The 23,254-nt window shown below is 57.9% G+C and carries 21 protein-coding genes; 16 read left to right on the forward strand and 5 right to left on the reverse strand.

Annotated elements, in window-relative coordinates; translation table 11 throughout:
* Positions 1-77: 77 nt before the first annotated feature.
* Positions 78-1,238 (reverse strand): pyridoxal phosphate-dependent aminotransferase, encoded by a 1,161-nt coding sequence (locus tag AC6I6N_RS10910; RefSeq protein ID WP_094195702.1) that lies wholly within the window; start codon positions 1,236-1,238, stop codon positions 78-80.
* Between the two features lie 142 nt (positions 1,239-1,380).
* Between AC6I6N_RS10910 and AC6I6N_RS10915 the strand changes: the two genes are divergently transcribed.
* From AC6I6N_RS10915 to AC6I6N_RS10930, 4 genes are all read left to right on the forward strand, one after another.
* A complete protein-coding gene (locus AC6I6N_RS10915) occupies positions 1,381-2,280 on the forward strand; it encodes a hypothetical protein (RefSeq protein ID WP_125277055.1) in 900 nt (299 codons plus the stop codon).
* A 217-nt stretch (positions 2,281-2,497) separates the two neighbouring features.
* On the forward strand, positions 2,498-4,792 hold the full coding sequence (locus AC6I6N_RS10920) for an NADP-dependent malic enzyme (protein ID WP_497943504.1): 2,295 nt from the start codon (positions 2,498-2,500) through the stop codon (positions 4,790-4,792).
* A gap of 8 nt (positions 4,793-4,800) precedes the next feature.
* The gene (locus AC6I6N_RS10925) at positions 4,801-5,997 is read left to right on the forward strand and encodes a patatin-like phospholipase family protein (RefSeq protein WP_125277053.1); all 1,197 of its coding nucleotides are present in this window, start codon (positions 4,801-4,803) and stop codon (positions 5,995-5,997) included.
* Positions 5,997-6,464: a barstar family protein gene (locus tag AC6I6N_RS10930; protein WP_009455142.1), complete on the forward strand. Its 468-nt coding sequence runs from the start codon at positions 5,997-5,999 to the stop codon at positions 6,462-6,464. The genes AC6I6N_RS10925 and AC6I6N_RS10930 overlap by 1 nt, the downstream gene beginning before the upstream one ends.
* 10 nt (positions 6,465-6,474) lie before the next feature.
* Here the strand turns inward: AC6I6N_RS10930 and AC6I6N_RS10935 are convergent, their stop codons facing one another.
* Entirely contained in the window at positions 6,475-7,203 is a 729-nt protein-coding gene (locus AC6I6N_RS10935; RefSeq protein ID WP_108728056.1) for a 16S rRNA (uracil(1498)-N(3))-methyltransferase, read from the reverse strand.
* Positions 7,204-7,397: 194 nt separating this feature from the next.
* Between AC6I6N_RS10935 and tkt the strand changes: the two genes are divergently transcribed.
* From tkt to AC6I6N_RS10950, 3 genes are all read left to right on the forward strand, one after another.
* Positions 7,398-9,443, forward strand: coding sequence for a transketolase (gene tkt, locus AC6I6N_RS10940; protein WP_497943505.1), 2,046 nt, complete (start codon positions 7,398-7,400; stop codon positions 9,441-9,443).
* A 12-nt stretch (positions 9,444-9,455) separates the two neighbouring features.
* Positions 9,456-10,469, forward strand: coding sequence for a type I glyceraldehyde-3-phosphate dehydrogenase (gap, locus tag AC6I6N_RS10945; protein WP_094195708.1), 1,014 nt, complete (start codon positions 9,456-9,458; stop codon positions 10,467-10,469).
* Between the two features lie 62 nt (positions 10,470-10,531).
* Positions 10,532-11,722 carry a phosphoglycerate kinase gene (locus AC6I6N_RS10950; protein ID WP_275263375.1) on the forward strand — a complete coding sequence of 397 codons (1,191 nt, stop codon included), beginning with the start codon at positions 10,532-10,534 and terminating at the stop codon, positions 11,720-11,722.
* A gap of 75 nt (positions 11,723-11,797) precedes the next feature.
* Here AC6I6N_RS10950 and AC6I6N_RS10955 read toward each other — a convergent pair whose 3' ends face one another.
* Positions 11,798-12,187: a type II toxin-antitoxin system HicB family antitoxin gene (locus tag AC6I6N_RS10955; protein WP_125277051.1), complete on the reverse strand. Its 390-nt coding sequence runs from the start codon at positions 12,185-12,187 to the stop codon at positions 11,798-11,800.
* Positions 12,188-12,196: 9 nt separating this feature from the next.
* A complete protein-coding gene (locus tag AC6I6N_RS10960) occupies positions 12,197-13,039 on the reverse strand; it encodes an NAD-dependent epimerase/dehydratase family protein (RefSeq protein ID WP_230019045.1) in 843 nt (280 codons plus the stop codon).
* 75 nt (positions 13,040-13,114) lie between these two features.
* Here AC6I6N_RS10960 and AC6I6N_RS10965 point away from each other — a divergent pair, with 75 nt between their 5' ends.
* The 8 genes from AC6I6N_RS10965 to AC6I6N_RS11000 all read left to right on the forward strand — a co-directional run bounded on the left by AC6I6N_RS10965 (position 13,115) and on the right by AC6I6N_RS11000 (position 21,297).
* A complete protein-coding gene (locus tag AC6I6N_RS10965) occupies positions 13,115-14,557 on the forward strand; it encodes an aldehyde dehydrogenase family protein (RefSeq protein ID WP_108728052.1) in 1,443 nt (480 codons plus the stop codon).
* 136 nt (positions 14,558-14,693) lie between these two features.
* Entirely contained in the window at positions 14,694-15,452 is a 759-nt protein-coding gene (locus AC6I6N_RS10970; protein WP_094195712.1) for an SDR family oxidoreductase, read from the forward strand.
* An 80-nt stretch (positions 15,453-15,532) separates the two neighbouring features.
* The gene (gene mog, locus AC6I6N_RS10975) at positions 15,533-16,162 is read left to right on the forward strand and encodes a molybdopterin adenylyltransferase (protein ID WP_497943506.1); all 630 of its coding nucleotides are present in this window, start codon (positions 15,533-15,535) and stop codon (positions 16,160-16,162) included.
* 80 nt (positions 16,163-16,242) lie between these two features.
* Positions 16,243-17,307 (forward strand): class II fructose-bisphosphate aldolase, encoded by a 1,065-nt coding sequence (gene fba, locus AC6I6N_RS10980; protein WP_094195714.1) that lies wholly within the window; start codon positions 16,243-16,245, stop codon positions 17,305-17,307.
* A gap of 140 nt (positions 17,308-17,447) precedes the next feature.
* The gene (locus AC6I6N_RS10985; RefSeq protein ID WP_108728050.1) at positions 17,448-18,329 is read left to right on the forward strand and encodes a phosphoribosylaminoimidazolesuccinocarboxamide synthase; all 882 of its coding nucleotides are present in this window, start codon (positions 17,448-17,450) and stop codon (positions 18,327-18,329) included.
* 240 nt (positions 18,330-18,569) lie between these two features.
* A complete protein-coding gene (gene purE, locus AC6I6N_RS10990) occupies positions 18,570-19,082 on the forward strand; it encodes a 5-(carboxyamino)imidazole ribonucleotide mutase (RefSeq protein ID WP_162496909.1) in 513 nt (170 codons plus the stop codon).
* Between the two features lie 24 nt (positions 19,083-19,106).
* Positions 19,107-20,279 carry a 5-(carboxyamino)imidazole ribonucleotide synthase gene (locus AC6I6N_RS10995; RefSeq protein ID WP_094198263.1) on the forward strand — a complete coding sequence of 391 codons (1,173 nt, stop codon included), beginning with the start codon at positions 19,107-19,109 and terminating at the stop codon, positions 20,277-20,279.
* Positions 20,272-21,297: an L-threonylcarbamoyladenylate synthase gene (locus tag AC6I6N_RS11000; protein WP_497943507.1), complete on the forward strand. Its 1,026-nt coding sequence runs from the start codon at positions 20,272-20,274 to the stop codon at positions 21,295-21,297. The genes AC6I6N_RS10995 and AC6I6N_RS11000 overlap by 8 nt, the downstream gene beginning before the upstream one ends.
* Positions 21,298-21,361: 64 nt before the next feature.
* Here AC6I6N_RS11000 and AC6I6N_RS11005 read toward each other — a convergent pair whose 3' ends face one another.
* Positions 21,362-22,177 (reverse strand): alpha/beta fold hydrolase, encoded by an 816-nt coding sequence (locus tag AC6I6N_RS11005; protein WP_094195716.1) that lies wholly within the window; start codon positions 22,175-22,177, stop codon positions 21,362-21,364.
* 528 nt (positions 22,178-22,705) lie between these two features.
* On the opposite strand from AC6I6N_RS11005, the gene AC6I6N_RS11010 reads away from it, so the two are divergent.
* A complete protein-coding gene (locus AC6I6N_RS11010; RefSeq protein ID WP_094195718.1) occupies positions 22,706-23,152 on the forward strand; it encodes a MaoC family dehydratase in 447 nt (148 codons plus the stop codon).
* The last annotated feature ends 102 nt before the right edge of the window (positions 23,153-23,254 follow it).

Genomic DNA, 23,254 nt, shown 5'->3' on the forward strand with positions numbered 1-23,254 from the left:
AGAAATCGGGCCTTGCGGCCCGAAATACTTTTATGGAATCGGGCTTGATCGCCCGACAGACGGAAAAGAGGCTGGGCTTAGCGGCCCAGAAACTGCCCCAGACGGCTGATCGCTTCTTGCAGGCGATCCATGCCGGTTGCGTAGGACAGACGCAAGGTATAAGGCGCATGGGCCGTACCAAAGTCCCGGCCCGGCACCGCCGCCACACCCGCCTCGTGCAGCAGTTGCTGCGAGAAGGCATCGCTGTCCTGGCTGTATTCGCGAATATCCGTATAAATATAGAAAGCGCCATCCGGGCGTACGGGCACGCGCAGACCCAGACGCTCCAGCTCGGGCAGCAGGTAATCACGGCGCTGTTTAAAGGCCAGACGACGCTCTTCATAAATGGCCATGGTTTCCGGCTCGAAGCAGGCCAGGGCGGCATGTTGGGCCAGGGAGGGGGCGCAGATTGCCAGACTGGCGGCCATGCGCTCGCAGGCTTCGGTCATCCAGGTGGGCAGAATCAACCAGCCCAGACGCCAGCCCGTCATGTGGAAGTACTTGGAAAAGCTATTGATCACAATAATGTCCTGATCCAAGGTCAGGGCGCTCAGGGGGGCTTCTTCATAAAACAGACCCAGATAAATCTCGTCCATGATGATGAAGCCGTCACGGGCGCGCACTTCCTTGATCAGTTCTTGCAGGGCAGGGCGGGAAATCGTCGCGCCAGTGGGATTGTTGGGCGAAGCAATCAGAACGCCACGGGTCTTGGGACCCCAGTGTTCACGAATATGCTGGGCGCTTAGCTGAAAGCGTTCGTCTGCCGATGCGGGAATCAGGCGGGCTGTGCCGCCAGCGGCCATGATGAAGTTCTGGTTGGCTGGGTAGGACGGATCGGGCATCAGTACTTCGTCACCGGGATTGATCAGGGCCAGCGTAGCCAGAGACAGGGCACCCGATGCGCCCGCCGTGACCACAATACGCGAGGGGTCGACACGGGCCTGGAACTGCTGCTCGTAATACAGGGCGATGCGTTCACGTAGAGCGGTCAGACCGGCAGGGGCGGTGTATTGGCCTAAACCTTGATTGCTGGCCTGATGCAGTGCATCGACCACGGCTTGCGGGGCGGTAAAGTCCGGCTCGCCTATGCCCAGGCTGATGATGTCGCGGCCAGTGGCCTTTAAGGCATTGGCCTGTTTGAAGAGTTCAACAGCGTGAAAGGGAAGAACGTGTTCGGTACGACGGGCGAGGCGGGACATGCGGCAAATCTCGGGTAAAAAGTGTATTGTAGGACCTTGCTCAAAAGGGCGTCAGGTGGCTGTGGCGTGTGCGTGTGCCCAGTAGGGGTGCAAACCGGCGGGCCAGTGAGACTCAAGTTTAGGTTTGTTGCAGGAAAAGTCTATGGTTTCTTCGTCGCGGCGTGCATTTTTGATGGGGCGTCGTCCTCCCCAGACGGCTTGGCAGACATTTTGTTCGCGCCTGAAAGCCCGAGTGCAGGGCCAGTGGTCCGAACTTGGCACTGAAGCGCATCACGAGCAGGCTCGTCTGGAGCCCGCTTCCAGTGCGGACGTGCATATGGTGTTGACGCTGGCGGCCGAGTACGGCGTGACGGTGTGTCTGGAAGGCGTGCCGCAGGCCAGTGAAACCGATGACCCCATGATAGTCCTGGCCCCAGGCCGACAGATGGCCCGCTGTGACCGTCTGGAACCGAACTCCAATCGCTGGTTTGTTCAGCCCGGCTGTCTGCTGGGCGAGATGGAAGCCAAAGGTTTTCAAGGTCTGGCCAATGCCCCGGCAGGCATGACCGTCGCTGCCTGGTTGGCCGACCGGCGTCAGCATGATTGGCCCAGTGGTCGCACGGCCTTGTCAGGTGTGTTGCATTGTTCAGTCATTCTGGCGGACAACACGCAAGCGGCCCTGGGCCCTTTTGGACAGGACAATCGCAATCCCCTTGATAGCCTGCGCATGCAGCAATTGATTCCTGCCTTGTTCCAGTTGATGGGCGAGTCGGACACCCAGGCCCTGCGACAAGAGCAATGGCCTTGCCGCTATAGGCTGGACGCGCTGGAACCGGTTGAAGGCGAGGGCATCAATCTGGCTCATTTAATGCTAGGCCACGGCGGTGATTTGGCCTGGGTGGAATGGCTGGTGCTGGATGAGGCTGTGTTAAGCGGCTCGGACCCGCAAGACTGGTCCTGGCCGAATCAGGAGCAATCCTGGCAGGCTCAGGATGTGGATAGCCGTATCAAGGCGTTGTTTGATCCTACTGACCGGTTTTCTTACCCAGGCCAGACGCTGTAAGTTTGTCCTGGCCTGCGCTTGACCCAGCTTGTAACTCAAGGGCTAGAATGGTCCTTGCTTTGGCCTTGAGGGCCAGGCAAGGCGATCGGGGTTTCGGAGACAAGAACAGCATTTAGCGTATCAAGCCACGCGCTGGTTTGAATTCACGCTGACAGGCAATGGCCGCTTTCTGGCGATCCCGGTCCGTTTTAAATGGATTTTTTGGTAGGTATACAGCATGGACGCCAATTTTCGGAAAGCAGCTCTGGAATATCATGAGCAGGGCAGGCCCGGAAAGTTATCGGTCACGCCGACCAAGCAACTCTCTAACCAGCGGGATCTGGCGCTGGCGTATTCGCCCGGGGTTGCGGCTGCTTGCGAGGAAATCGTCAACGACCCGCAAAATGCCTTTCGCTATACCGGTCGGGGTAATCTGGTTGGAGTGATTTCCAATGGCACTGCGGTGCTGGGCCTGGGCAATATTGGCCCTCTGGCTGCCAAACCGGTTATGGAAGGCAAGGCCGTGCTGTTCAAGAGCTTTGCCGGTCTGGATGTGTTTGATATCGAGATCAATGAAACCGACCCTGACAAGCTGGTCGATATTATTGCAGGCCTGGAGCCGACCTTTGGCGGCATCAATCTGGAAGACATCAAAGCGCCCGAGTGTTTCGAGGTAGAGCGCAAGCTTCGCCAGCGCATGAGCATTCCTGTTTTTCACGACGACCAGCATGGCACCGCAATTTGCGTGACAGCTGCCTTTCTGAATGGCCTGAGCGTGGTGGAAAAAGACCTTAAGCAGGTCAAAGTAGTGACCTCGGGTGCAGGTGCTGCCGCGCTGGCTTGTTTGGACCTGATGATTGATATGGGGCTGCCGCTGGAAAATATCTGGGTGACGGATATTGAGGGCGTGTTGTACGAAGGCCGTCCCGGTAATCCGGTGCCCGAGCTGGCCCGCTTTGCCAAACAGACCGACGCCCGTACTTTGAGTGACGTGATTGATGGGGCCGATGTGTTTCTGGGCTTGTCCGCCGGTGGCGTGCTCAAGCCCGAGATGCTGAAGAAAATGGCTCCCCGGCCCTTGATCCTGGCCTTGGCCAATCCGAACCCCGAGATCTTGCCTGAAGATGCTCACGCCGTGCGTGATGATGTGGTTATGGCAACTGGCCGTTCGGATTATCCGAACCAGGTCAATAATGTGCTGTGCTTCCCTTATATCTTCCGTGGCGCACTGGACGTGGGCGCCACCACGATTACGCGCGGCATGGAAAAAGCCGCTGTGCTGGCCATTTGTCAGTTGGCACGTGAAGAGCAGGATGAAGGCGTTGCTGCCGCTTATGGTCTGGAAGAAGTGTCTTTCGGTCCGTCCTTCTTTATTCCCCGCCCTTTTGATTCGCGCCTGATTATGCGTATCGCTCCTGCGGTTGCCAAAGCGGCCATGGAAGAGGGCGTGGCGACCCGTCCGATTGCGGATCTGAACAGCTACATCTATCAGCTGCGTCAGTTCGTCTACAAGTCCGGCTCGTTCATGAAGCCGATTTACTCGCTGGCCCGTGGCCTGGTGCAAGACGGCGCCAAGTCGCGTGTGGTGTTCAGCGAAGGCGAGGACGAGCGCGTGTTGCGTGCCGTACAGATTATTGTGGACGAAGGGCTGGCCAGCCCCATTCTGGTGGGCCGTCCCGCTGTCCTGCAGCAACGTATTGAGCGCTACGGCCTGCGCCTGCGTCTAGGCATTGATGTGGAAGTGACCAACCCCGAGCAGGATGATCGTTTTCACCGTTACTGGACCAGCTATTGGGAAATCATGTCGCGTCGTGGCATCAGCAAAGAGATGGCACGTGTTGAAATGCGTCGTCGTCCGACTTTGATCGGCGCCATGATGCTGCACCTGGGCGATGCCGATGGCATGATTTGCGGCACGGTGGGGCGTTACGAAAACCATTTGGAGTTGGTGGATCAGGTAATTGGCAAAGCCCCCGGCGTCAAAACCTATGCCGCCATGAATATTCTGCTGCTCAGTGAGCGCAGCGTGGCCCTGACCGATACGCATATCAACCACGATCCCGATTCGGATCAGGTGGCCGAGATCACCTTGGCGGCGGCTCGCAAGATGCGCCAGTTCAATATCGAACCCAAGGTGGCGTTGCTGTCCAGCTCGAACTTCGGGACCAATGATTCGCCCGCGGCGGTCACCATGCGTGGTGCGCTGGAGCGCGTGCGCAAGCTCGATCCCAGTTTGGAGGTGGACGGGGAAATGCACGGCGATTGCGCGCTGGATGAAAAGGCCCGCCATCAAATCCTGCCCACCTCGGCCCTGACTGGCGAGGCGAACTTGCTGGTCTGCCCCAACGTGGAAGCGGGCAATATTGCCTACAACCTGCTCAAGACGGCGGCCGGTGGCAACGTGGCGATCGGTCCCTTCTTGTTGGGGGCACGGGCACCGGTTCACATCATGACGTCCACCTCCTCGGTGCGCCGTATCGTCAATATGACGGCGGTCACGGTGGTCGATGCCAACGTTGCTACTGAAGGCTGATACCTGTCATGATCCAGCGCTCTCCCGCTTCCGTGGCATTGATCTTGAATGGGGGCGGGGCGCGCGGCGCGTATCAGGCCGGGGTGTTGGCTGGTTTGCTGGAACTGCTGGACCCGGACCGCAACCCTCAGTTTCGTAACCCTTTCGATATTATTTGTGGCTCTTCGGCAGGCTCCATCAATGCTGCCGGATTGGCTTGCCGTGCTGACAAGCCTCACGAGGCTGTCGACCATATACAACAGCTGTGGGGCTCGTTGCACACTAACGATATTTTTCATGCCGACCCGTTGCAGTTGCTGGCCACCAGTGCGCACTGGGTGGCTACGCTGGCTTTGGGCTGGCTGGCCCCGCGTCTGCGTGACCATGTGCCGCACTCCATGCTGGACAATTCGCCGCTGCGCGACTTGCTGGAAGACAATCTGGACTTTGATCGTTTGCAGCGCAATCTGGCTCAACAGCACCTGGGGGCGTTGGCGATTACGGCGGCTGCCTACACCACGGGTGAGCACCTGACTTTTTATCAATGTGACGAGCGTATTCGCCCTTGGACGCGTAATCTGCGCCGAGCCATCCCCGGTGTGATCGGGGTGGATCACCTGATGGCTTCCAGTGCGATTCCCTTCATGTTTCCGGCCCAGTCCTTGCGGGTAGGCAAGCAAACCCAGTGGTGTGGGGACGGGACGATGCGTCAGTTGGCCCCTATCAGCCCGGCGATTCATCTGGGGGCGCGTAAGGTCCTGATTGTAGGGACGGGATACGCGGACAACACCTACCACGAGCAAGAGTGCAAGGATCCGCCCTATCCCTCTTTGGCGCAGATCAGTGGCTATGCCTTATCCAACATATTCCTCGATAGTGTGTCAACGGATATTGAGCGTATGGAACGCATCAATACATTGCTTGCCTATATGCCTGCAAATGTATTACAAAGCCAATCGCTGCGTCCTGTCAGCACGTTTGCCATCACTCCCAGCCGCTCGCTGGATGAAATTGCCACTCGGCATATTCATCAGATGCCAACTGCTGCACGTACCCTATTTCGAGTACTTGGTGTATCTTCAAAGTCCGGTCCGACCACAGGCGGTGCATTAATCTCATATTTGTTATTCGAGTCCGGCTATACCCAAGAGCTGATCGAGTTAGGAAAGACCGATACCATGAGTCGTCGTGAAGAAGTATTAGCGTTTTTTAAGGAAGCGTCCTGATGAGCCAATCCCTGACTTTGCAAGAGGCTTTGCAACAAGGCGGCGTGCTCGACGCAACGGGCCTGACGGCTGCTGATTTTCTGGAGCAGGCACAGGACCAGGGGCTTACCGCCCTGGAAGTAAGTTGCGATCGTGCGCGCAATCGTTCCGCTGTGCTGCGAGCAGTCGCCAAGGCTGTCGATTACCCTGAGTTTTTTGGTGGCAATCTGGATGCGCTCTACGATTGCCTGTGTGACACCGTGCTGGACCAGAAAGCAGGCCTGGCCCTGTGGCTGGACAATCTGCACAGTGGTGATCCCGCATTGGAAAAAGACGCTCAGGCTATTTTGGGCGTGTGTGAAGATGTACATGCCTGGGCCTCGAACAACGAGCGCCGTTTTGTTTGTGTCGTTCTACACGCTGGCAAGCACCCTGACCCCGAACCGGGCGAGACGCCTGCTTCCTACTCCAGCCAGGACGAGGAATAAGTTATCGGTTTTATTCCCAGCCTTGCAAGGCGCTGATCGCTGCTGTCAGCGCCAAGGCGGCAGTTTCGGTTCGCAGCACGCGATGCCCGAAACGAATCGCCCGAGCCTGGGCACCCAGTGCCACCTTTTGCTCTTCGGGCGACCAACCGCCTTCGGGGCCAATCAATATCGTCATGGCCTGATCCTGCGGTCCAATGGCCTGCGCCAGTTGCAGGGGCGCATCGGGATCACAAAACAGATGCAGGCCAGTTTCAGCCTCGCGAAAGTACTCGGCCAATGTCAGCGGCGCAGACAGTTCCATCAAGCGGTTGCGACCACATTGCTCGCTGGCCGACTCGATCACTCTTTGCCAATGGCCCATGCGTTTGGCCTGCCGCTCCGCATTCAGTTGCAGTACGCTGCGTTGCGCGCGAATCGGCACAAGGCGGCTGACGCCCATTTCCACGGCTTTTTCGATAATCCAGTCCATCTTGTCGCTGGAGGCAATGCCTTGCAGGACGGTAATGCGACCGGCCAGCTCGCGGACCGGTGTTTGGGCAGCGCCCAGGGCGGCGAAACCTTTTTTGCCATCAATGCGCAAGGTGGCGGGGTATTGAGTCCCGAGTCCGTCAAACAGGACGATGTCCTGGCCGTCCTTTAAACGCAGCACCCGGATGGCATGATGCGCCAGTGCCTCGGGCAGGGCGATCTCGGTCTGGGCCGTCAGGCCCAAGGGGTGGTAGAAGCGGGGAGCTGCCATATCAAGACACCATCAAGCATAAAAAACCGCACAAGCATACCGTACCCGGGCTTGGGGGAGAAAGCACAAGGCCCCAGCTCTAGTGGGGGCGATTTAGCGCCAGCAATGCTAAAATAGCGCGTTTTATAAACTAATCAGGGTCGTGAGCCGTCCGCTTGCCGGAATTGTCGCGCCGCCGCCCCAATGAGCTTCTAATGGATATTGCGTCAGCCTCTGATAAAACCCTAGCCAATGCCGTCCGTGCCTTGTCTATGGATGCCGTGCAACAAGCTAATTCGGGCCACCCCGGTGCGCCCATGGGCATGGCCGATATCGCCCAGGTTCTCTGGTCCCGGCACCTGAAACACAACCCTGCCGACCCTGCCTGGTTTGATCGTGACCGTTTTGTGTTGTCAAACGGCCACGGTTCCATGCTGATCTACGCTTTGTTGCACCTTAGCGGCTACGACCTGCCCATGGACGAGCTGCGCAACTTCCGTCAGATGCATTCGCGCACTCCGGGCCACCCTGAAGTGGGTATTACCGCTGGCGTGGAAACCACCACGGGTCCTTTGGGCCAGGGTTTGGGTAACGCGGTCGGTTTTGCACTGGCTGAAGCCTTGCTGGCGCGCGAGTTCAACCGCGAAGGCCACGATGTGGTCGACCACCTGACCTGGGTTTTCGCTGGCGACGGCTGTTTGATGGAAGGTATCTCGCACGAGGCTTGCTCCTTGGCCGGTACCTGGAAGCTCTCCAAGCTGGTCGTGATGTACGACGACAACGGCATCTCTATCGACGGTAAGGTCGAGAACTGGTTTGGTGATGACACTCCCGCCCGCTTTGAAAGCTACGGCTGGAACGTGATTCGCGCGGTTGATGGCCACGATACCGCTTCGATCAATAGCGCGATTGAACAGGCTCGCCGCAACGCGAAAGAGGGCACGGGACCTACCCTGATTTGCTGCCGTACCGTGATCGGCAAGGGCGCTCCTAATGCCGCCGGTTCCGAGAAAGTCCACGGTGCTCCACTGGGCGCTGATGAAATCGCTGCCACCCGTGCTGCACTGGACTGGAACCACGGTCCGTTTGAAATCCCTCAGGAAGTCTACCAAGGCTGGGATGGCCGCGAAAAAGGTGGTGCTCAGCAAGCCGAATGGCAAAAGCGTTTTGACGCCTACAGCCAGGCTTATCCTGAACTGGCCGCCGAACTGGCCCGTCGTCTGAAAGGCGAACTGCCTGCTGACTACAGCGCCAAAGTCCAGGCCTTTATTGAAGAAACCGCTCAGAAGGCCGAAACCATTGCATCGCGTAAAGCCTCGCAATTGGCCATCAGCGCCTTGGTCAATGTGCTGCCAGAAATGCTGGGCGGCTCGGCTGACCTGACCGGCTCGAACTTCACCGACTGGAAAGGGGCCGAAGCGGTTCGCGCTCACGCTGATGGTCTGCATTTTGGTCGCCACATCAACTACGGTGTGCGTGAATTCGGCATGGCCGCCATCATGAATGGTCTCGCCCTGCATGGTGGCTACCTGCCTTTTGGCGGCACCTTCCTGACTTTCTCCGATTACTCGCGTAACGCCATTCGTATGGCTGCCTTGATGAAGCAGCGCGTTGTGCACGTCTTTACCCACGACTCCATCGGTCTGGGCGAAGACGGTCCTACACACCAGTCCATTGAACACGCCAACAGCCTGCGCCTGATCCCCAACCTGCACGTCTGGCGTCCTTGTGATACCACGGAAACTGCCGTGGCCTGGGCATGTTCGGTCGAGCGTCCTACCAGCATCGGCATGGACGTACAGAGCGGCGGTCCTAGCGCCTTGCTCTTGTCGCGCCAGAATCTGCCCTTCGTCGAACGCGATGCGCAAACCATCCAGAACATCCGTCGTGGTGGCTACGTGCTGCGTGACGCGCAAGATGCGCGCGCCATTATCATGGCAACCGGCTCGGAAGTCGGTTTGGCGCTGCAAGCCCAGGAACAGTTGGCTCAGCAAGGGATTGCGACCCGCGTGGTGTCCATGCCTTGTACCAACCTTTTCGATGCTCAAGACAAGCAGTGGCGCGATCAGGTCCTGACCCCAGGCATTCCACGCGTTGCAGTTGAAGCCGGGACCACCGGTCTGTGGTTCAAGTACGTGGGTCTGGAAGGCGCCGTAGTGGGTATTGATACCTACGGTGAATCCGCCCCGGCTGGCGTCCTGTTCAAGCATTTTGGTCTGACAGCAGAGAAGGTCGCTGCGGCCGTTCAAGAAATTTTGTAATTGGAGTCTGACATGACGATTCGCGTCGCAATCAATGGTTATGGTCGTATCGGCCGCATGATCTTGCGTGCCCACTACGAGTACGGCAAAAAACACGATATCGAGATCGTGGCCATCAACGCCTCGGGCGGTGCCGAGATCAATGAACACCTGACTCGCTATGACTCCGTGCATGGCCGTTTCAACGCCGATGTGTCGCTGGATGGCGACTACCTGGTGGTCAACGGTGACCGTATCCGCCTGCTGAGCCAGCGCGATGCGCTGACCCTGCCTTGGGCTGAACTGGGTGTGGACGTGGTGCTGGAATGTACCGGCGCGTTCACCACCAAGGAAAAAGCCAGTGAGCACATTCAAGCCGGTGCCAAGAAAGTCATCATCTCGGCCCCCGGTGGCAAGGATGTGGATGCCACCATCGTGTACGGCGTGAACCACGACATTCTGAAAAGCACCGACACCGTTATCTCCAACGCATCGTGCACCACCAACTGCCTGGCTCCCCTGGTTGCTCCTTTGCATAAGGAACTGGGCGTGGTCAGCGGTCTGATGACCACCATCCACGCGTACACCAATGACCAGGTCCTGACCGACGTGCGTCACAAGGACATGCGCCGTGCCCGTTCGGCCACCAGCAGCATGATTCCTACCAAGACCGGCGCGGCTGCGGCTGTGGGTCTGGTGTTGCCAGAACTCAATGGCAAGCTGGACGGTTACGCTGTGCGCGTTCCTACCATCAACGTGTCCATGGTTGACCTGACTTTCGTGGCCAGCCGCAACACCAGCGTTGAAGAAGTGAACGGCATTCTGAAGGCAGCTTCGGAAGGCGCCATGAAGGGTATTCTGGACTACTGCACCGAGCCTCTGGTGTCCATCGACTTTAACCACACCACCGCTTCCAGCACGGTTGATTCCCTGCTGACCAAAGTTACCGGCGGCAATATGGTCAAAGTGGCGGCCTGGTACGACAACGAATGGGCTTTCTCCATTCGTATGCTCGACAGCACCATCGCACTGATGTCGGCCAAGTAAGATCTGAATAGCAGGGGCGGGATTTCCCGCCCCTGTCACGTTAATTCCCAGAACAAAAAACCATGTCTACAAGCATCAAGACCTTGTCTGCGCTGGCCGAAACGGACGCGCTGCGAGGCAAGCGGGTATTTATCCGCTCTGATCTGAATGTCCCTCTGCAAGACGGACGTATTACCGAAGACACGCGCGTGCGTGCCTCGGTACCTGCCATTCGCATGGCGCTGGATGCCGGCGCTGCGGTGATGGTCACGTCTCACCTGGGTCGCCCTAAAGAAGGCGAGTGCCAGCCTGTGGATTCGCTGGAACCCGTGGTGCAACGTTTATCCGAGTTGTTGGGCATGCCCGTTGAGCTGCGTCGCAATTGGCTCGATGGCGTCCAAGTGTCGCCCGGTCAGGTGGTCTTGCTGGAGAACTGCCGCTGTAACGTGGGGGAAAAGAAGAACGATCCCGAGTTGGCCCGTAAAATGGCAGCCTTGTGTGACGTTTACGTAAACGACGCCTTTGGTACGGCTCACCGTGCTGAAGCGACTACCGAAGGGATCGCCCGCTTTGCTCCTGTAGCTTGCGCCGGTCCCTTGCTGGAAGCCGAGTTGAAAGCCTTGGGCCGTGCCCTGAATCAGCCTGCACGTCCTCTGGTCGCGATTGTGGGTGGTGCCAAGGTATCCACCAAACTGTCCATCCTGCGCGCTTTGGCCGAAAAGGTTGACCAACTGGTGGTCGGTGGCGGCATTGCCAATACCTTCATGATGGCCAGCGGCCTGTCCGTGGGCAAATCCCTGGTGGAAGACAGCCAGTTGGAAGAAGCCCGCGAAGTGATCCGCATCATGAAAGAGCGCGGTGCGGAAGTGCCTATCCCTGTGGATGTGGTGTGCGCCAAGTCCTTTGCTGCTGATGCAGCGGCTGAAATCAAGGCTGCTGATCAAGTCCAGGACGATGACATGATTCTGGACGTGGGCCCACAAACGGCTCAGCAGATCGCTGACATCATTGCCAAGGCTGGCACCGTGGTCTGGAATGGCCCTCTGGGCGTGTTCGAGTTCCCGGCCTTCGCACAAGGCACCGAAACCCTGTCACGCGCGATTGCAGACTCCAAGGCCTTCTCGATTGCTGGCGGTGGTGACACCCTGGCCGCGATTGCCCAGTTCAATATTGGTGAGGATGTGGACTACATCTCCACCGGCGGCGGTGCATTCCTGGAATTCCTGGAAGGCAAGCGTTTGCCTGCTGTGGCTGCGTTGGAAGACAAGGCTTAAGTCAGTTTTGGCTGCATAAGAAAAAGCCAGTCAACGCAAGTTGACTGGCTTTTTTGTGTGCATAGCTTTTATGGTTCAGGCATTGGCCATTTCGCGTTCAGCAGTTTTTGCCAGGAATGCAGAGCGGGATAGATGCTGGGCTTTTGCGACAGCATCAATGCGGTGGACTAAGGACTCCGGCAGACTGATATTCAAGCGAATGGCTTTGTTGTTGACTTTGGATAGGTCAATATCAACCATCATCCAAAATCCGTCTTTATAGTCATCGTGCCAAGACCAGCTTTCAGGTGTGGTCGGAGCAGGAATGGATGAGCTGTCGCCGAAGAAATGGGCCTCAACGGCTTCTTGAGCCGCCTTAGGTAGATCCTGTAATTCGTCAGCCGCTGCAAAACAACCTGGAAAGTCCGGAAAGGATGCACCATAGGCGCTATGTTCTTCTTTGTGTACGTGGATGGGATAGAGTATGAGCTGCGCTTACGCCCCATCTTTAATCAACTGCGCATACCCTTGCATGGCATCGGGCCAGTCCAGCTGAAAGCCGCTGTCCAGCAGTCGCTGGTTGCTCAGGCGTTTGCCACCTTCATTGGACTGACGCCGTTCGGGATGCGGTACTTTCAGCAAATCAGCCAGTCCGTCATACAGTTCCGTAATCCGGTAAGGACGGCTATCAGTGCCTATATAGCAAGGGAAGGGCGCAGGAGCACGTAGCAGGTGCCAGCAGGCGCGCGCAGCATCTTCAATATGCAGGCGGTTGGCCCAATGTTCAGGGTCGTCTGGCACGGTGGCGCGGCCTTCACGCAGACGATCCAGTAATTGGGTGCGTCCTGGCCCGTACAGGCCGCTGGGTCGGATGACGACAGCCTGGGCTGGAATCCGGTGGTGCAGCAACTGCTCGGCCTGCAGCAGCACTTGCCCGTTAAATTGTGCCGGTTCGGTGGGCGAGTTCTCGTCCACCCATTCATTGCTTGGCCCGTAGACGGCGGTGGATGAAACAAAGACGAAGCGTTTCAGGGCTTTCAGGTCCAGTTCGTTGAGCAGGTTTTCCAGACCGTGCAGAAATACCTGTTCATAAGCAGCCTGACTACGCTGGCCGGGGGAGACAGCGTAAAGTACGTGGCTGATTTTGCGGTGTTTCAGGCGCAGGGAGGAGGGCTCACTTAAATCAGCCTGCACCCATTCAATCCCGCTGTCATCGTCCAAAGGGGGATGACGGCGCAGACCGATCACCGGCCAGTCGTGATGGCGGGCCAGCATACCGGTGCGGGTGCCCAGATCGCCAGCGCCCGCTAAGAGCAAAGTACGTTGTCGAGAGTCCAAAGCGGCAAGTCCTTGAGTAGAATGATCTCGAGCAAAGCTCGATTGGCTGGGATAACAATAGCATTGGAGGCGGTCATGGAGTGTCGCAATTGGATTGACGGACAGCAGCTTGGCGCGGAGGGCGGTGGTTTGCTACCGGTTATCGACCCCTCCACGGGCGAAATCTTTGCCCGGCTAGCACAATCGTCCGAGGTGGATATTGATTGGGCTGTACAGGCCGCCCGACGTGCCAGTCAGGGGCCCTGGAGCCATCTTACTGCCGCCCAGCGCAGCCAATTGCTGCTGCGCTGCGCCCGAACCCTGTCTGATGCCCGCGAGGAATTGGCGCGGCTGGAGTCCCGCGATACCGGCAAGCCTTTACGCCAGGCCCAGTCCGATGCTGCTGCCATTGTCCGCTATTTTGAGTTCTATGCGGGCGCGGTGGACAAGCTGCACGGTCAAACCATCCCATTGGGCTGGGAAATGACGGCCTTTACCTTGCGTGAACCCTTGGGGGTTACCGCGCATATCATTCCCTGGAATTACCCCTTGCAAATTTTTGGGCGCAGCGTGGCCGCGTCCCTGGCGGCAGGCAACACCTGCGTGGTGAAACCGGCGGAAGATGCCAGCCTGTCCTTGCTGCGGGTGGCCGAGTTGTTGCACGAAGCGGGCTTGCCGGCGGGTGTGCTCAATATCTGCACGGGGCTGGGGAGCGAGGCGGGGCAGGCCCTGTCCGCACATCCCGACATCAATCATATTTCTTTCACTGGTTCTCCCGGCACGGGCCGTCAGGTAGCCGTGCAAGCGGCGCGTAACTTTGTGCCAGTCACCTTGGAGCTGGGCGGCAAGTCTCCGCAAATCGTGTTCTCGGATGCGGATCTGGATGCGGCCTTGCCGGTCGTGGTCAACGCGATTGTGCAGAACGCAGGGCAAACGTGCTCGGCAGGCAGCCGGGTGCTGATTCAGCGCGCTATTTATGGTGATTTTACCGAGCGTTTGATCGAGGCCTTTAAAGCCTTGCTGACCGGGGCGGCAAGCGACAATCTGGATTGCGGTCCGCTGATCAGCGCCCAGCAGCAAGCGCGAGTGCGCTCCTATCTGGAAAATCTGGACCAGGACGGCATTGTGGTGCTTGCCAAAGGCAAGCTGGACTCCAAGGCCCCGGCTGGTGGTTTTTATCAAGTGCCTGTCTTATTGGGGCATGTGCCAGTTGATCATCGCCTGGCGCAGGAGGAAATATTTGGTCCGGTTCTGGTCGCTCAGCCTTTCGGCACCGAGGAGGACGCGATCGCCATGGCCAATGGTACGCCTTACAGTCTGGTGGCCGGGGTCTGGACCCGCGACGGAGCCCGTCAGGTACGCATGGCCAGACAACTTCGGGCCGGGCAGGTCTTTGTGAATAATTACGGCGCGGCAGGTGGGGTAGAGCTGCCTTTTGGTGGAACCGGCCAGTCTGGCATAGGACGCGAAAAAGGGTTTGAGGCTCTGTATGCGCTGACGTCCTTGAAAACAGTTGCGCTGCGTCATGCTGCGAACTGATCTTGAGGGAATCTAGGGTAAGCGTGGCTGTGGTGGGCCGGGTTTTCTGGCAGCATGGCAGCTGAACGCTAAACAGGTTTCATTAATGGCGGCGCAAAGCCGCCATTTTTTATATAGAAAGCAGAAGGAGACAAAGATGCGATTGCAAGACAAAGTGGCTATCGTGACGGGCGGTGCATCGGGTTTTGGCCTGGGTATCGCGCAACGTTTTGCACGTGAAGGAGCGCGTGTATTGATTGCCGACCTGAATGAGGAGCAAGGCAAAGCCGCCGCTGCCCAGATTCAGGCTGCGGGTGGTCAGGCCATTTTTGCCGCTTGTGATGTCTCGCAAGGGGACGAAGTGCATGCCCTGTTGGATATTGCTTTGCGTGAGTGCGGTGGGCTGCACATTGTGGTGAACAATGCAGGCACTACACACCGCAACAAGCCTTTGCTGGAGGTCAGCGAAAGCGAGTTCGATCTGGTCTATGCCGTCAATGTGAAAAGCATTTACTGGAGTGCCAAACACTTTGTGCCGTACTTGCGGGCTCAAGGTTCGGGGTCGTTCATCAATATTGCCTCCACCGCCGCTTTGCGTCCGCGCCCCGGATTGGTCTGGTACAACGGCACCAAAGGTGCAGTGGTGACGATCAGCAAGGGGATGGCAGCCGAATTGGGCCCGGATAATATTCGGGTCAACTGCATTAATCCGGTGATTGGTGACACGGCATTGCTGGAACAATTCATGGGTATGCCCGATACGCCGGAAAATCGCAGCCGCTTTTTGGCGGGAATTCCGCTGGGCCGTTTTTGCACACCCAAGGACGTGGCGGCGGCAGCGCTGTATCTGGCCTCGGACGAGGCCGAGTTTGTGACCGGCACCTGCATCGAGGTCGATGGCGGCCGTTGTATTTAAGCCCCACTGCGATTCGTTACAATCCTGCGGTTGGCAGGCCCGTTCAGGGCCTGTAATTTATTTCGCTTCCAAGGAAAAGCATGACATTCAATCGACAGTCTCCCCGCGAGCATCCGGATCAATTGCGTATCGGCTTGGTGTCGGTTTCGGATCGCGCCTCCAACGGACAGTACCAGGATCAAGGTATACCGGCGCTGCGCCGCTGGCTGGATTCCGCCTTGACGGTCGCACCTGCCTATCTGGAGCGCTTGATTCCTGATGAGCGAGCCCAGATTACCGGCACTTTGGTCGAGCTGGTGGACGCCGGTTGCGATCTGATTTTGACCACCGGTGGCACTGGCCCGGCCCGTCGTGACGTGACCCCGGAGGCCACGGTGGACGCGGGAACGCGCGAAATGCCCGGATTCGGTGAACAGATGCGTCAAATCAGTTTAAAATTCGTACCAACAGCGATTTTGTCGCGGCAAGTTGCGGTCATCCGAGAAATTCAGGACCACGCTGCTCTGATTATCAATCTGCCTGGGCAGCCCAAAGCCATTCAGGAAACTCTGGAAGGATTACGGGATACGGAAACCGGACAAGTATTGGTGCCGGGTATTTTTGCAGCTGTCCCGTATTGCATCGACCTGATTGGCGGACCTTACGCACAAACTCACGAGCATGTGGTGCAAGCGTTCCGCCCCAAGTCGGCGCGCCGGACCGCCAGTTAATACGCTTACAAACAATCGGCTGGACACGAACCGTGCCCAGCCAAGTTTTTCAATTATTTTCGTCTTCAGGAGGTCTTCTCATGGCCCTAGTTTCCATGCGCCAGCTGCTCGATCATGCGGCCGAGCACGGTTATGGTATTCCAGCGTTCAACGTCAATAACCTGGAGCAGGTCCAGGCCATTATGGAAGCCGCCTCGGAGACGGACAGCCCCGTCATCATGCAGGCGTCGGCTGGTGCTCGTAAATATGCAGGCGAAGCGTTCCTGCGTCACCTGATCGAAGCGGCTGTCGAGTCCTACCCCAACATCCCTGTGGTGATGCACCAGGATCACGGCCAGTCCCCCGAGATTTGCAAAGGCGCCATCGAACTGGGTTTTTCCAGCGTGATGATGGACGGCTCCTTGCTGCCCGACGGCAAAACCATTGCCGACTTTGAATACAACGTGGAAGTGACCCGCAAAGTGGTCGATATGGCTCACAAACTGGGCGTGACCGTTGAAGGTGAACTGGGTTGCCTGGGTTCTCTGGAAACCATGCAGGGCGACAAGGAAGACGGCCACGGTGCCGACGGCGTTCTGACCCTGGACCAACTGCTGACCGACCCCGAGCAAGCGGCTGAATTTGTGACCCGCACCCAACTGGACGCACTGGCTATTGCCATCGGTACCAGCCACGGCGCTTACAAGTTCACCCGCAAGCCTACTGGCGACATTCTGTCCATCGAGCGTGTGAAAGAAATTCACCGTCGCTTACCTAACACCCACCTGGTGATGCATGGCAGCTCCAGCGTGCCTCAGGAATTGCTGGCGGAAATCCGTCAGTTCGGTGGTGACATGAAAGAAACCTACGGCGTGCCTGTGGAAGAAATTCAGGAAGCCATCAAGTACGGCGTGCGCAAGGTCAATATCGACACCGATATCCGTTTGGCCATGACTGCCGCCATCCGTCGTTTCCTGTTTGAAAACCCAGAGAAGTTCGACCCGCGCGAATACCTGAAACCTGCTCGCGAAGCCGCCAAGAAAGTGTGTGTGGCCCGTTACCAGCAGTTCGGCGCCGCCGGTCAGGCTTCCAAGATCAAGGCTATTCCTTTGCAGGAAATTGCCCGCCAGTACAGCACCGGCGAGCTGTCCCAGATCGTTCAGTAATTTTGTCAGGCGGCGGCAGGAGTGGGCAGCACGACTGCCCGCCTCGGTCTCCGCGTCTTTGCCCGGTGCCGCAGGCGCCGGGATTGTCGTCCCGCCTGCATCCATAGTCAGCGGGATGTTTTCGTTTTAAGGATGAAATCGTGCAAGAGCCCTTACATCAATCCAGCCTGAGCTCCTTGCCGCTACTCGCGCGCGGCAAAGTTCGGGACATGTATGCGGTGGGTGAGGATAAGTTGTTGATTGTGGCCAGTGATCGCATTTCGGCATTCGACGTGATTCTGGACGACCCCATTCCCGGCAAGGGCGCTGTCTTGACGCAGATGACCGAATTCTGGCTGAACAAGCTGGCACACATCATCCCTAATCACACGACGGGCGTGAACCCGGTTGATGTGGTGGCGCCTGAGGAGCGTGCTCAAGTCGAAGGCCGCTCCATGGTGGTCAAGCGCTTGAAGCCCATCATGGTGGAAGCGGTGGCTCGTGGTTACCTGATTGGTTCGGGTTGGAAAGACTACCAGGCGACTGGTGCGGTTTGCGGCATCACCTTGCCTGCAGGTTTGAAGCAGGCTGCCAAGCTGCCCCACGTGTTGTTTACTCCAGCGGCCAAGGCTGAAATGGGCTCGCACGACGAGAATGTGGATTTTGCTCACGTGGTCAAGGAAGTCGGTCAGGAACTGGCCGAGCAAATCCGTGACGTGACCCTGCGTTTGTATACCGAAGCTGCCGACTATGCAGCCAGCCGTGGCATTCTTATCGCCGATACCAAATTTGAATTTGGCCTGGATGATCAAGGCCAACTACATTTGATGGACGAAGTGTTGACTCCGGATTCCTCGCGTTTCTGGCCAGCCGACAGCTATGCCGAAGGTATCAGCCCACCGTCCTACGACAAGCAATTTGTGCGCGATTGGCTGGAAACCCAGGTCTGGGACAAGACGCCGCCCGCACCGCGCTTGCCTGTTGAAGTGGCCCAGCGTACGGCTGACAAATATCGTGAAGCCCTGGAACGCCTGACGGCGTGAACGGTTTGCAGCCCGGACAGGCACTCATCGTCAACGAGCTGCCTGCTCGTCCTTCGCAGGGTGCCAAGCGGCTCATGTCCGTGGACGACTTGCTACAGCGAGCCGGGCTTTGGGGGAGGGCGATGGGCAGAGCAAAGTCTGCCTCGCCGGAAAACCCATCCTTGGATGGACCCTGCTGTTTTTCTATTGACCAAGGCGCCTGGTAGCATGGCGCCTTCTTCCTTTTAGGGCGTATCTCTAATGAGCGTACAAACTCCTGCGACCCCCACCGTGGGTATTGTGATGGGTTCTTCCAGCGACTGGGATGTCATGAGCCAGGCCGTGGCCATTCTGGATGAATTTGGCGTGTCCTATGAGTGCCGCGTGGTCTCTGCCCACCGCATGCCGATTGATATGGTGGATTACGGCGCCCAGGCCCCAGCCCGTGGCCTGAAAGCCATTATTGCCGGTGCAGGCGGTGCGGCTCACTTGCCCGGTATGCTGGCGGCCCTGACGCACTTGCCCGTGTTCGGCGTACCCGTGCCTTCGCGCTATCTGCGCGGTGAAGATTCTCTGTTGTCGATTGTGCAAATGCCCAAGGGCGTGCCGGTTGCCACCTTCGCCATCGGTGAGGCGGGTGCCGCCAATGCCGCGCTGCACGTGATTGCCAATCTGGCCGTCAACGATACGATCCTGACTGAAAAACTGATTGCGTACCGTGCCCGCCAGACTGAGGCCGCCCGCGCGATGCGTGTTCCGCCTGCCACTGCCTGATTTTATTTTGTGATGATGACCCCCATGACTGATGCTGTCCTACTAGTCCCTGGCTCCTGGCTGGGCATGATTGGAGGCGGCCAACTGGGCCGCATGTTCTGCCATAGCGCTCAAAGCCTGGGCTATAAAGTGGCGGTACTGGACCCCGACACCCATAGCCCGGCCGGTGCCGTGGCGGATCTGCATATCTGTGCGGCCTACGATGATGCACAAGCATTGGTTCAACTGGGGGAACTGTGCCAAGCCGTCAGTACCGAGTTCGAAAACGTCCCGGCGCAGTCCTTGCTGACTCTGGCTCAGCACACCCGAGTCACGCCGTCCGGTGATGCTGTGGGCATTGTGCAGGATCGCATTCGTGAGAAAGCCTTTATTTCGCAGGCCGGTGTGCCGGTGGCTCCCTATGCCGCCATCGAAAGCCTGGACGATTTGCAGGCCGCTGACAGCGCCTTGTTCCCCGGCATTCTGAAGACAGCGCGCTTTGGTTACGACGGCAAGGGGCAGGCGCGTGTGGCAGACCGGGAGCAGGCGCTGGCTGCCTTCAAGGAGTTCGGCTCCCAGGCCTGTGTGCTGGAAGCCCTGCAACCTTTGAAATCCGAAATTTCGGTGGTCCTAGCCCGTGGCCTGGACGATCAGGTCAAAACCTTCCCATGTGCCCGTAACGAGCACCGTGACGGCATTTTGGCCGTGTCCACGATCAGTGCCCAGTTTCAGGACGATGCCTTGTCCGAACAGGCTCGTCAGGCAGCGGCTGCTATTGCCCGTACGCTGGATTATGTGGGTGTGTTGTGTGTGGAGTTCTTCATTCTGGAAGACGGCCGTTTGCTGGCCAACGAAGTGGCTCCTCGTCCGCACAATAGCGGCCACTACACCATGAATGCTTGCGTCACCAGTCAGTTTGAACAACAGGCCCGCGTGATGGCCGCTTTGCCTTTGGGCGATACCCGCGCTTTGTGTCCTTCCATGATGCTCAATATCTTGGGCGATATCTGGTTTGACGAACAAGGCCAGATGCGTGAGCCGGATTGGGCTGCCTTGCTGGCTGTGCCTGGTGTGTCCTTGCACTTGTATGGCAAGGCCGAGGCCCGTGTTGGCCGCAAGATGGGGCACGTGAATATTGTGGGCGAGTCGGATCAGCAAGTGCGCGAGCGCACTGCCCGAGCTGCCGCCGCTTTGCACATCGCTTTTGATCATGACTGACACCCCCTCCAGCCCTTCCGAGCAGCAGATAGAGCAAGCCGCCCGTGTGCTGGCACAAGGGGGGCTGGTGGCCTTTCCGACTGAGACAGTCTACGGTCTGGGCGCGGATGCAGAAAACCCGGCTGCAGTGCAACTGATTTACAAGGCCAAGGGCCGCCCTGCGAATCATCCCTTGATTGTGCATGTGGCCCCTGGTGCTGACCTGCGTTACTGGGTGACGGATATTCCGCCCGTGGCGCAGCAATTGATGGATGCCTTCTGGCCCGGTCCGTTGACGCTGATCTTGCCGCGCAATCCGGCTATTCCGGATACGGTCAGTGGCGGACAAAGCAGCATTGGTATTCGTTGTCCTTCCCATCCGGTGGCTCAAGCCTTGCTCAAGCGCATGGCGGAACTCAAGCCCAGCGGTCAGGCCGGTGTGGCGGCGCCTTCGGCCAACAAGTTTGGTCAGGTATCGCCTACGGCCGCCAAGCATGTGCGCGATGAATTTGCGGACATGAGCGCAGAGGAACTGCTGATTGTGGAAGCGGGCCCGTCGGAAGTGGGTATCGAGTCCACCATTGTGGACGTCTCGCGTACCCATCAAGGCGTGGGTGCGGTGCTGTTGCGGCCCGGCCATATCACGGCAGCCATGATTGCCGAGGTCATCGGCTACGAACCCGCCAGTCCGGATCAACAAGCCCCACAAGTGTCGGGCAGCTTGAAAGCGCATTATGCGCCGCGTACCCCTTTGTCTTTATTTGATGAAAGCAGTGCGCCAACGGTGCAGGCTGCTTTGGCCGAAGGGGGCAAGCAGGCCATTGTTGCCTTTGCCTCTTTGCCGCCCTTTTCGGCGGATGTACACGACTGGTATGTGTGCAGCCCGGATGCGCAGCTTTATGCCCAGGATTTGTACGCCATGTTGCGTCGTCTGGACCAAGGCCAGTATCAGCATATTTGGGTGCAGCGTTGCCCGGATACGCCAGACTGGCAGGCGGTCAATGACCGCCTGGGCCGAGCAGCCGCCGCCTTTGAGTAAGGCTGCTGTTTAGTAGGCGTGTGTGCTTTAGGGACTGAGCTTAGGGACTGGGTGAGTTCGCTGTTTAGCGGGCTGTTCGCTTCAGAAAATCCACAATTGCCTGGTTCACCTGCGCTTCCTTATCCCGGTAGGGCAGGTGACCGCATTGCTCCAGCTCCAGCAGCTCCGTGTGCGGCACCAGCTTCTTGATGCGACGGATTTGCTCCAGCGTGCCGTATTCATCATCCACGCCCTGAATGGCCAGAATCGGGCAGGTGATGCGGCTGACGTCCTCTTCGATATTCCAGTCGCGGAATTGGGGTTCCGTCCAGGTGGCGTTCCAGCCCCAGAAGGCGGACTCCACATCATCGTGATAGCGTGCCAGTCGCTCGCGTAAAAAACCTTGCTCGTAGGCTTCGCGGGCGACCAGAATGCCGCGCAAGGAAATGTCTTCCACAAACAGGTGCGGGGCCATCACCACAATGCCTTGCAGCTTGTCGCCAAAGCCGCTGGCTGCCAGCAGGGCAATCGAGCCACCATCACTGTGGCCGACCAGCATAATCGGGCGCTTTTGGCCGTCCTCGCCCAGTTGTTCCAGCAATTGCGGCAGTACGTCCAGTGCCTGTTCGTGCAGATAGTCGGGCTCTTTGGGGCTATTGTCGGGGCGCGGGGTACTGCGGCCATATCCGTAACGTGAGTACATCAGACCGCTACAACCGGTTTGTTCGCACAACTGTGCTGGCCAGTCTTTCCACATGGCAATCGAACCCAGACCCTCATGCAGAAACACCAGCAAAGGAGCCGCGACCCGCTCGGGGAAAATGCGTTGATATTCCAGTTCAATGGCTTGCGTGCCTTGAGTCAGGCTTGCAAATTGCAAAGATGAAGCTAGTGTTGTCATAGCGGTTGATGTGCATAAACCCCAAACAAATTGGGCGTTCAAGTAATTAGGAAACTCTCTTTATGCCATAGATTGGTAGAGGACGCACAGGCTTGCTTTTCCCGATACCCGATGTGGACAGTTTGCTGCGGTTTGTGGCGCTTTAGGGGCAGGTGCTGCAAATTTTGACAGAGATGGTAGAGTGGCGCTCTCGGTCTTTTTTGCCGCCGGGCCGCCCCAAGGCAAAAAGCTCCCCCTTGGGGATGAGCCTGGACACACAGCAGTCCATTGTGGACTGCTGTGTGCCTGGCGAATCCGAGCGGCATACAAGCCGCGAGGTGGAGCGCAAGCCGAAGGCGTAGCGAGGGGGCTTTTTCTTTGCCGCCGGGCCGCCCTAAGGCAAAAAGCTCCCCCTCGGGGATGAGCCTGGACACACAGCAGTCCATTGCGGACTGCTGTGTGCCTAGCGAATCCGAGCGGCATACAAGCCGCGAGGTGGAGCGCAAGCCGAAGGTGCAGCGTGGGGGCTCTTTTTCATTGCACCACAACATGAAATTTGCTGAATTTGAAGTGGGTATGGTCATCAAGCACCCACTTGTACCTGTGACTCGCGAAGAGATGCTCGATTTTGCTCAGAAATACGATCCGCAGTCCTTTCATATTGACGATAAGCAAGCCGAAGAAGGCCATTGGGGCGGCTTGATTGCCAGCGGCTGGCTCACTTGTGGCAAAGCCATGCGCATGGCTGTGGATTCTGCTTTGCACGACTCCGAGTCCTTTGGCTCGCCAGGTTTGGAACGTTTGCGCTGGGTGCTGCCCGTACGGGCAGGTGACTCTATCCGTCTGGAGGCCACCGTTATATCGAAGCGTGTGTCCAGCAGCCGGTCAGATTTAGGCATCATCCGTTGGAATTGGGATGTGTTTAACCAGCGTGATGAACGGGTGCTGGAGCTGGAAGCCACCAGTATGTTTGAGTTGAAGGTTTTACAAGACTAAGAAAGACCACCCACTTATCTATTTGGCCTGTTGCTCTTCGAGGGGCCGGTTTTTATTTTTGGAACGGCTTGGCGACACGAGAAAACTTCCGCGCTACGCTTT

This window comes from Alcaligenes sp. LTN-3 (assembly GCF_059735605.1).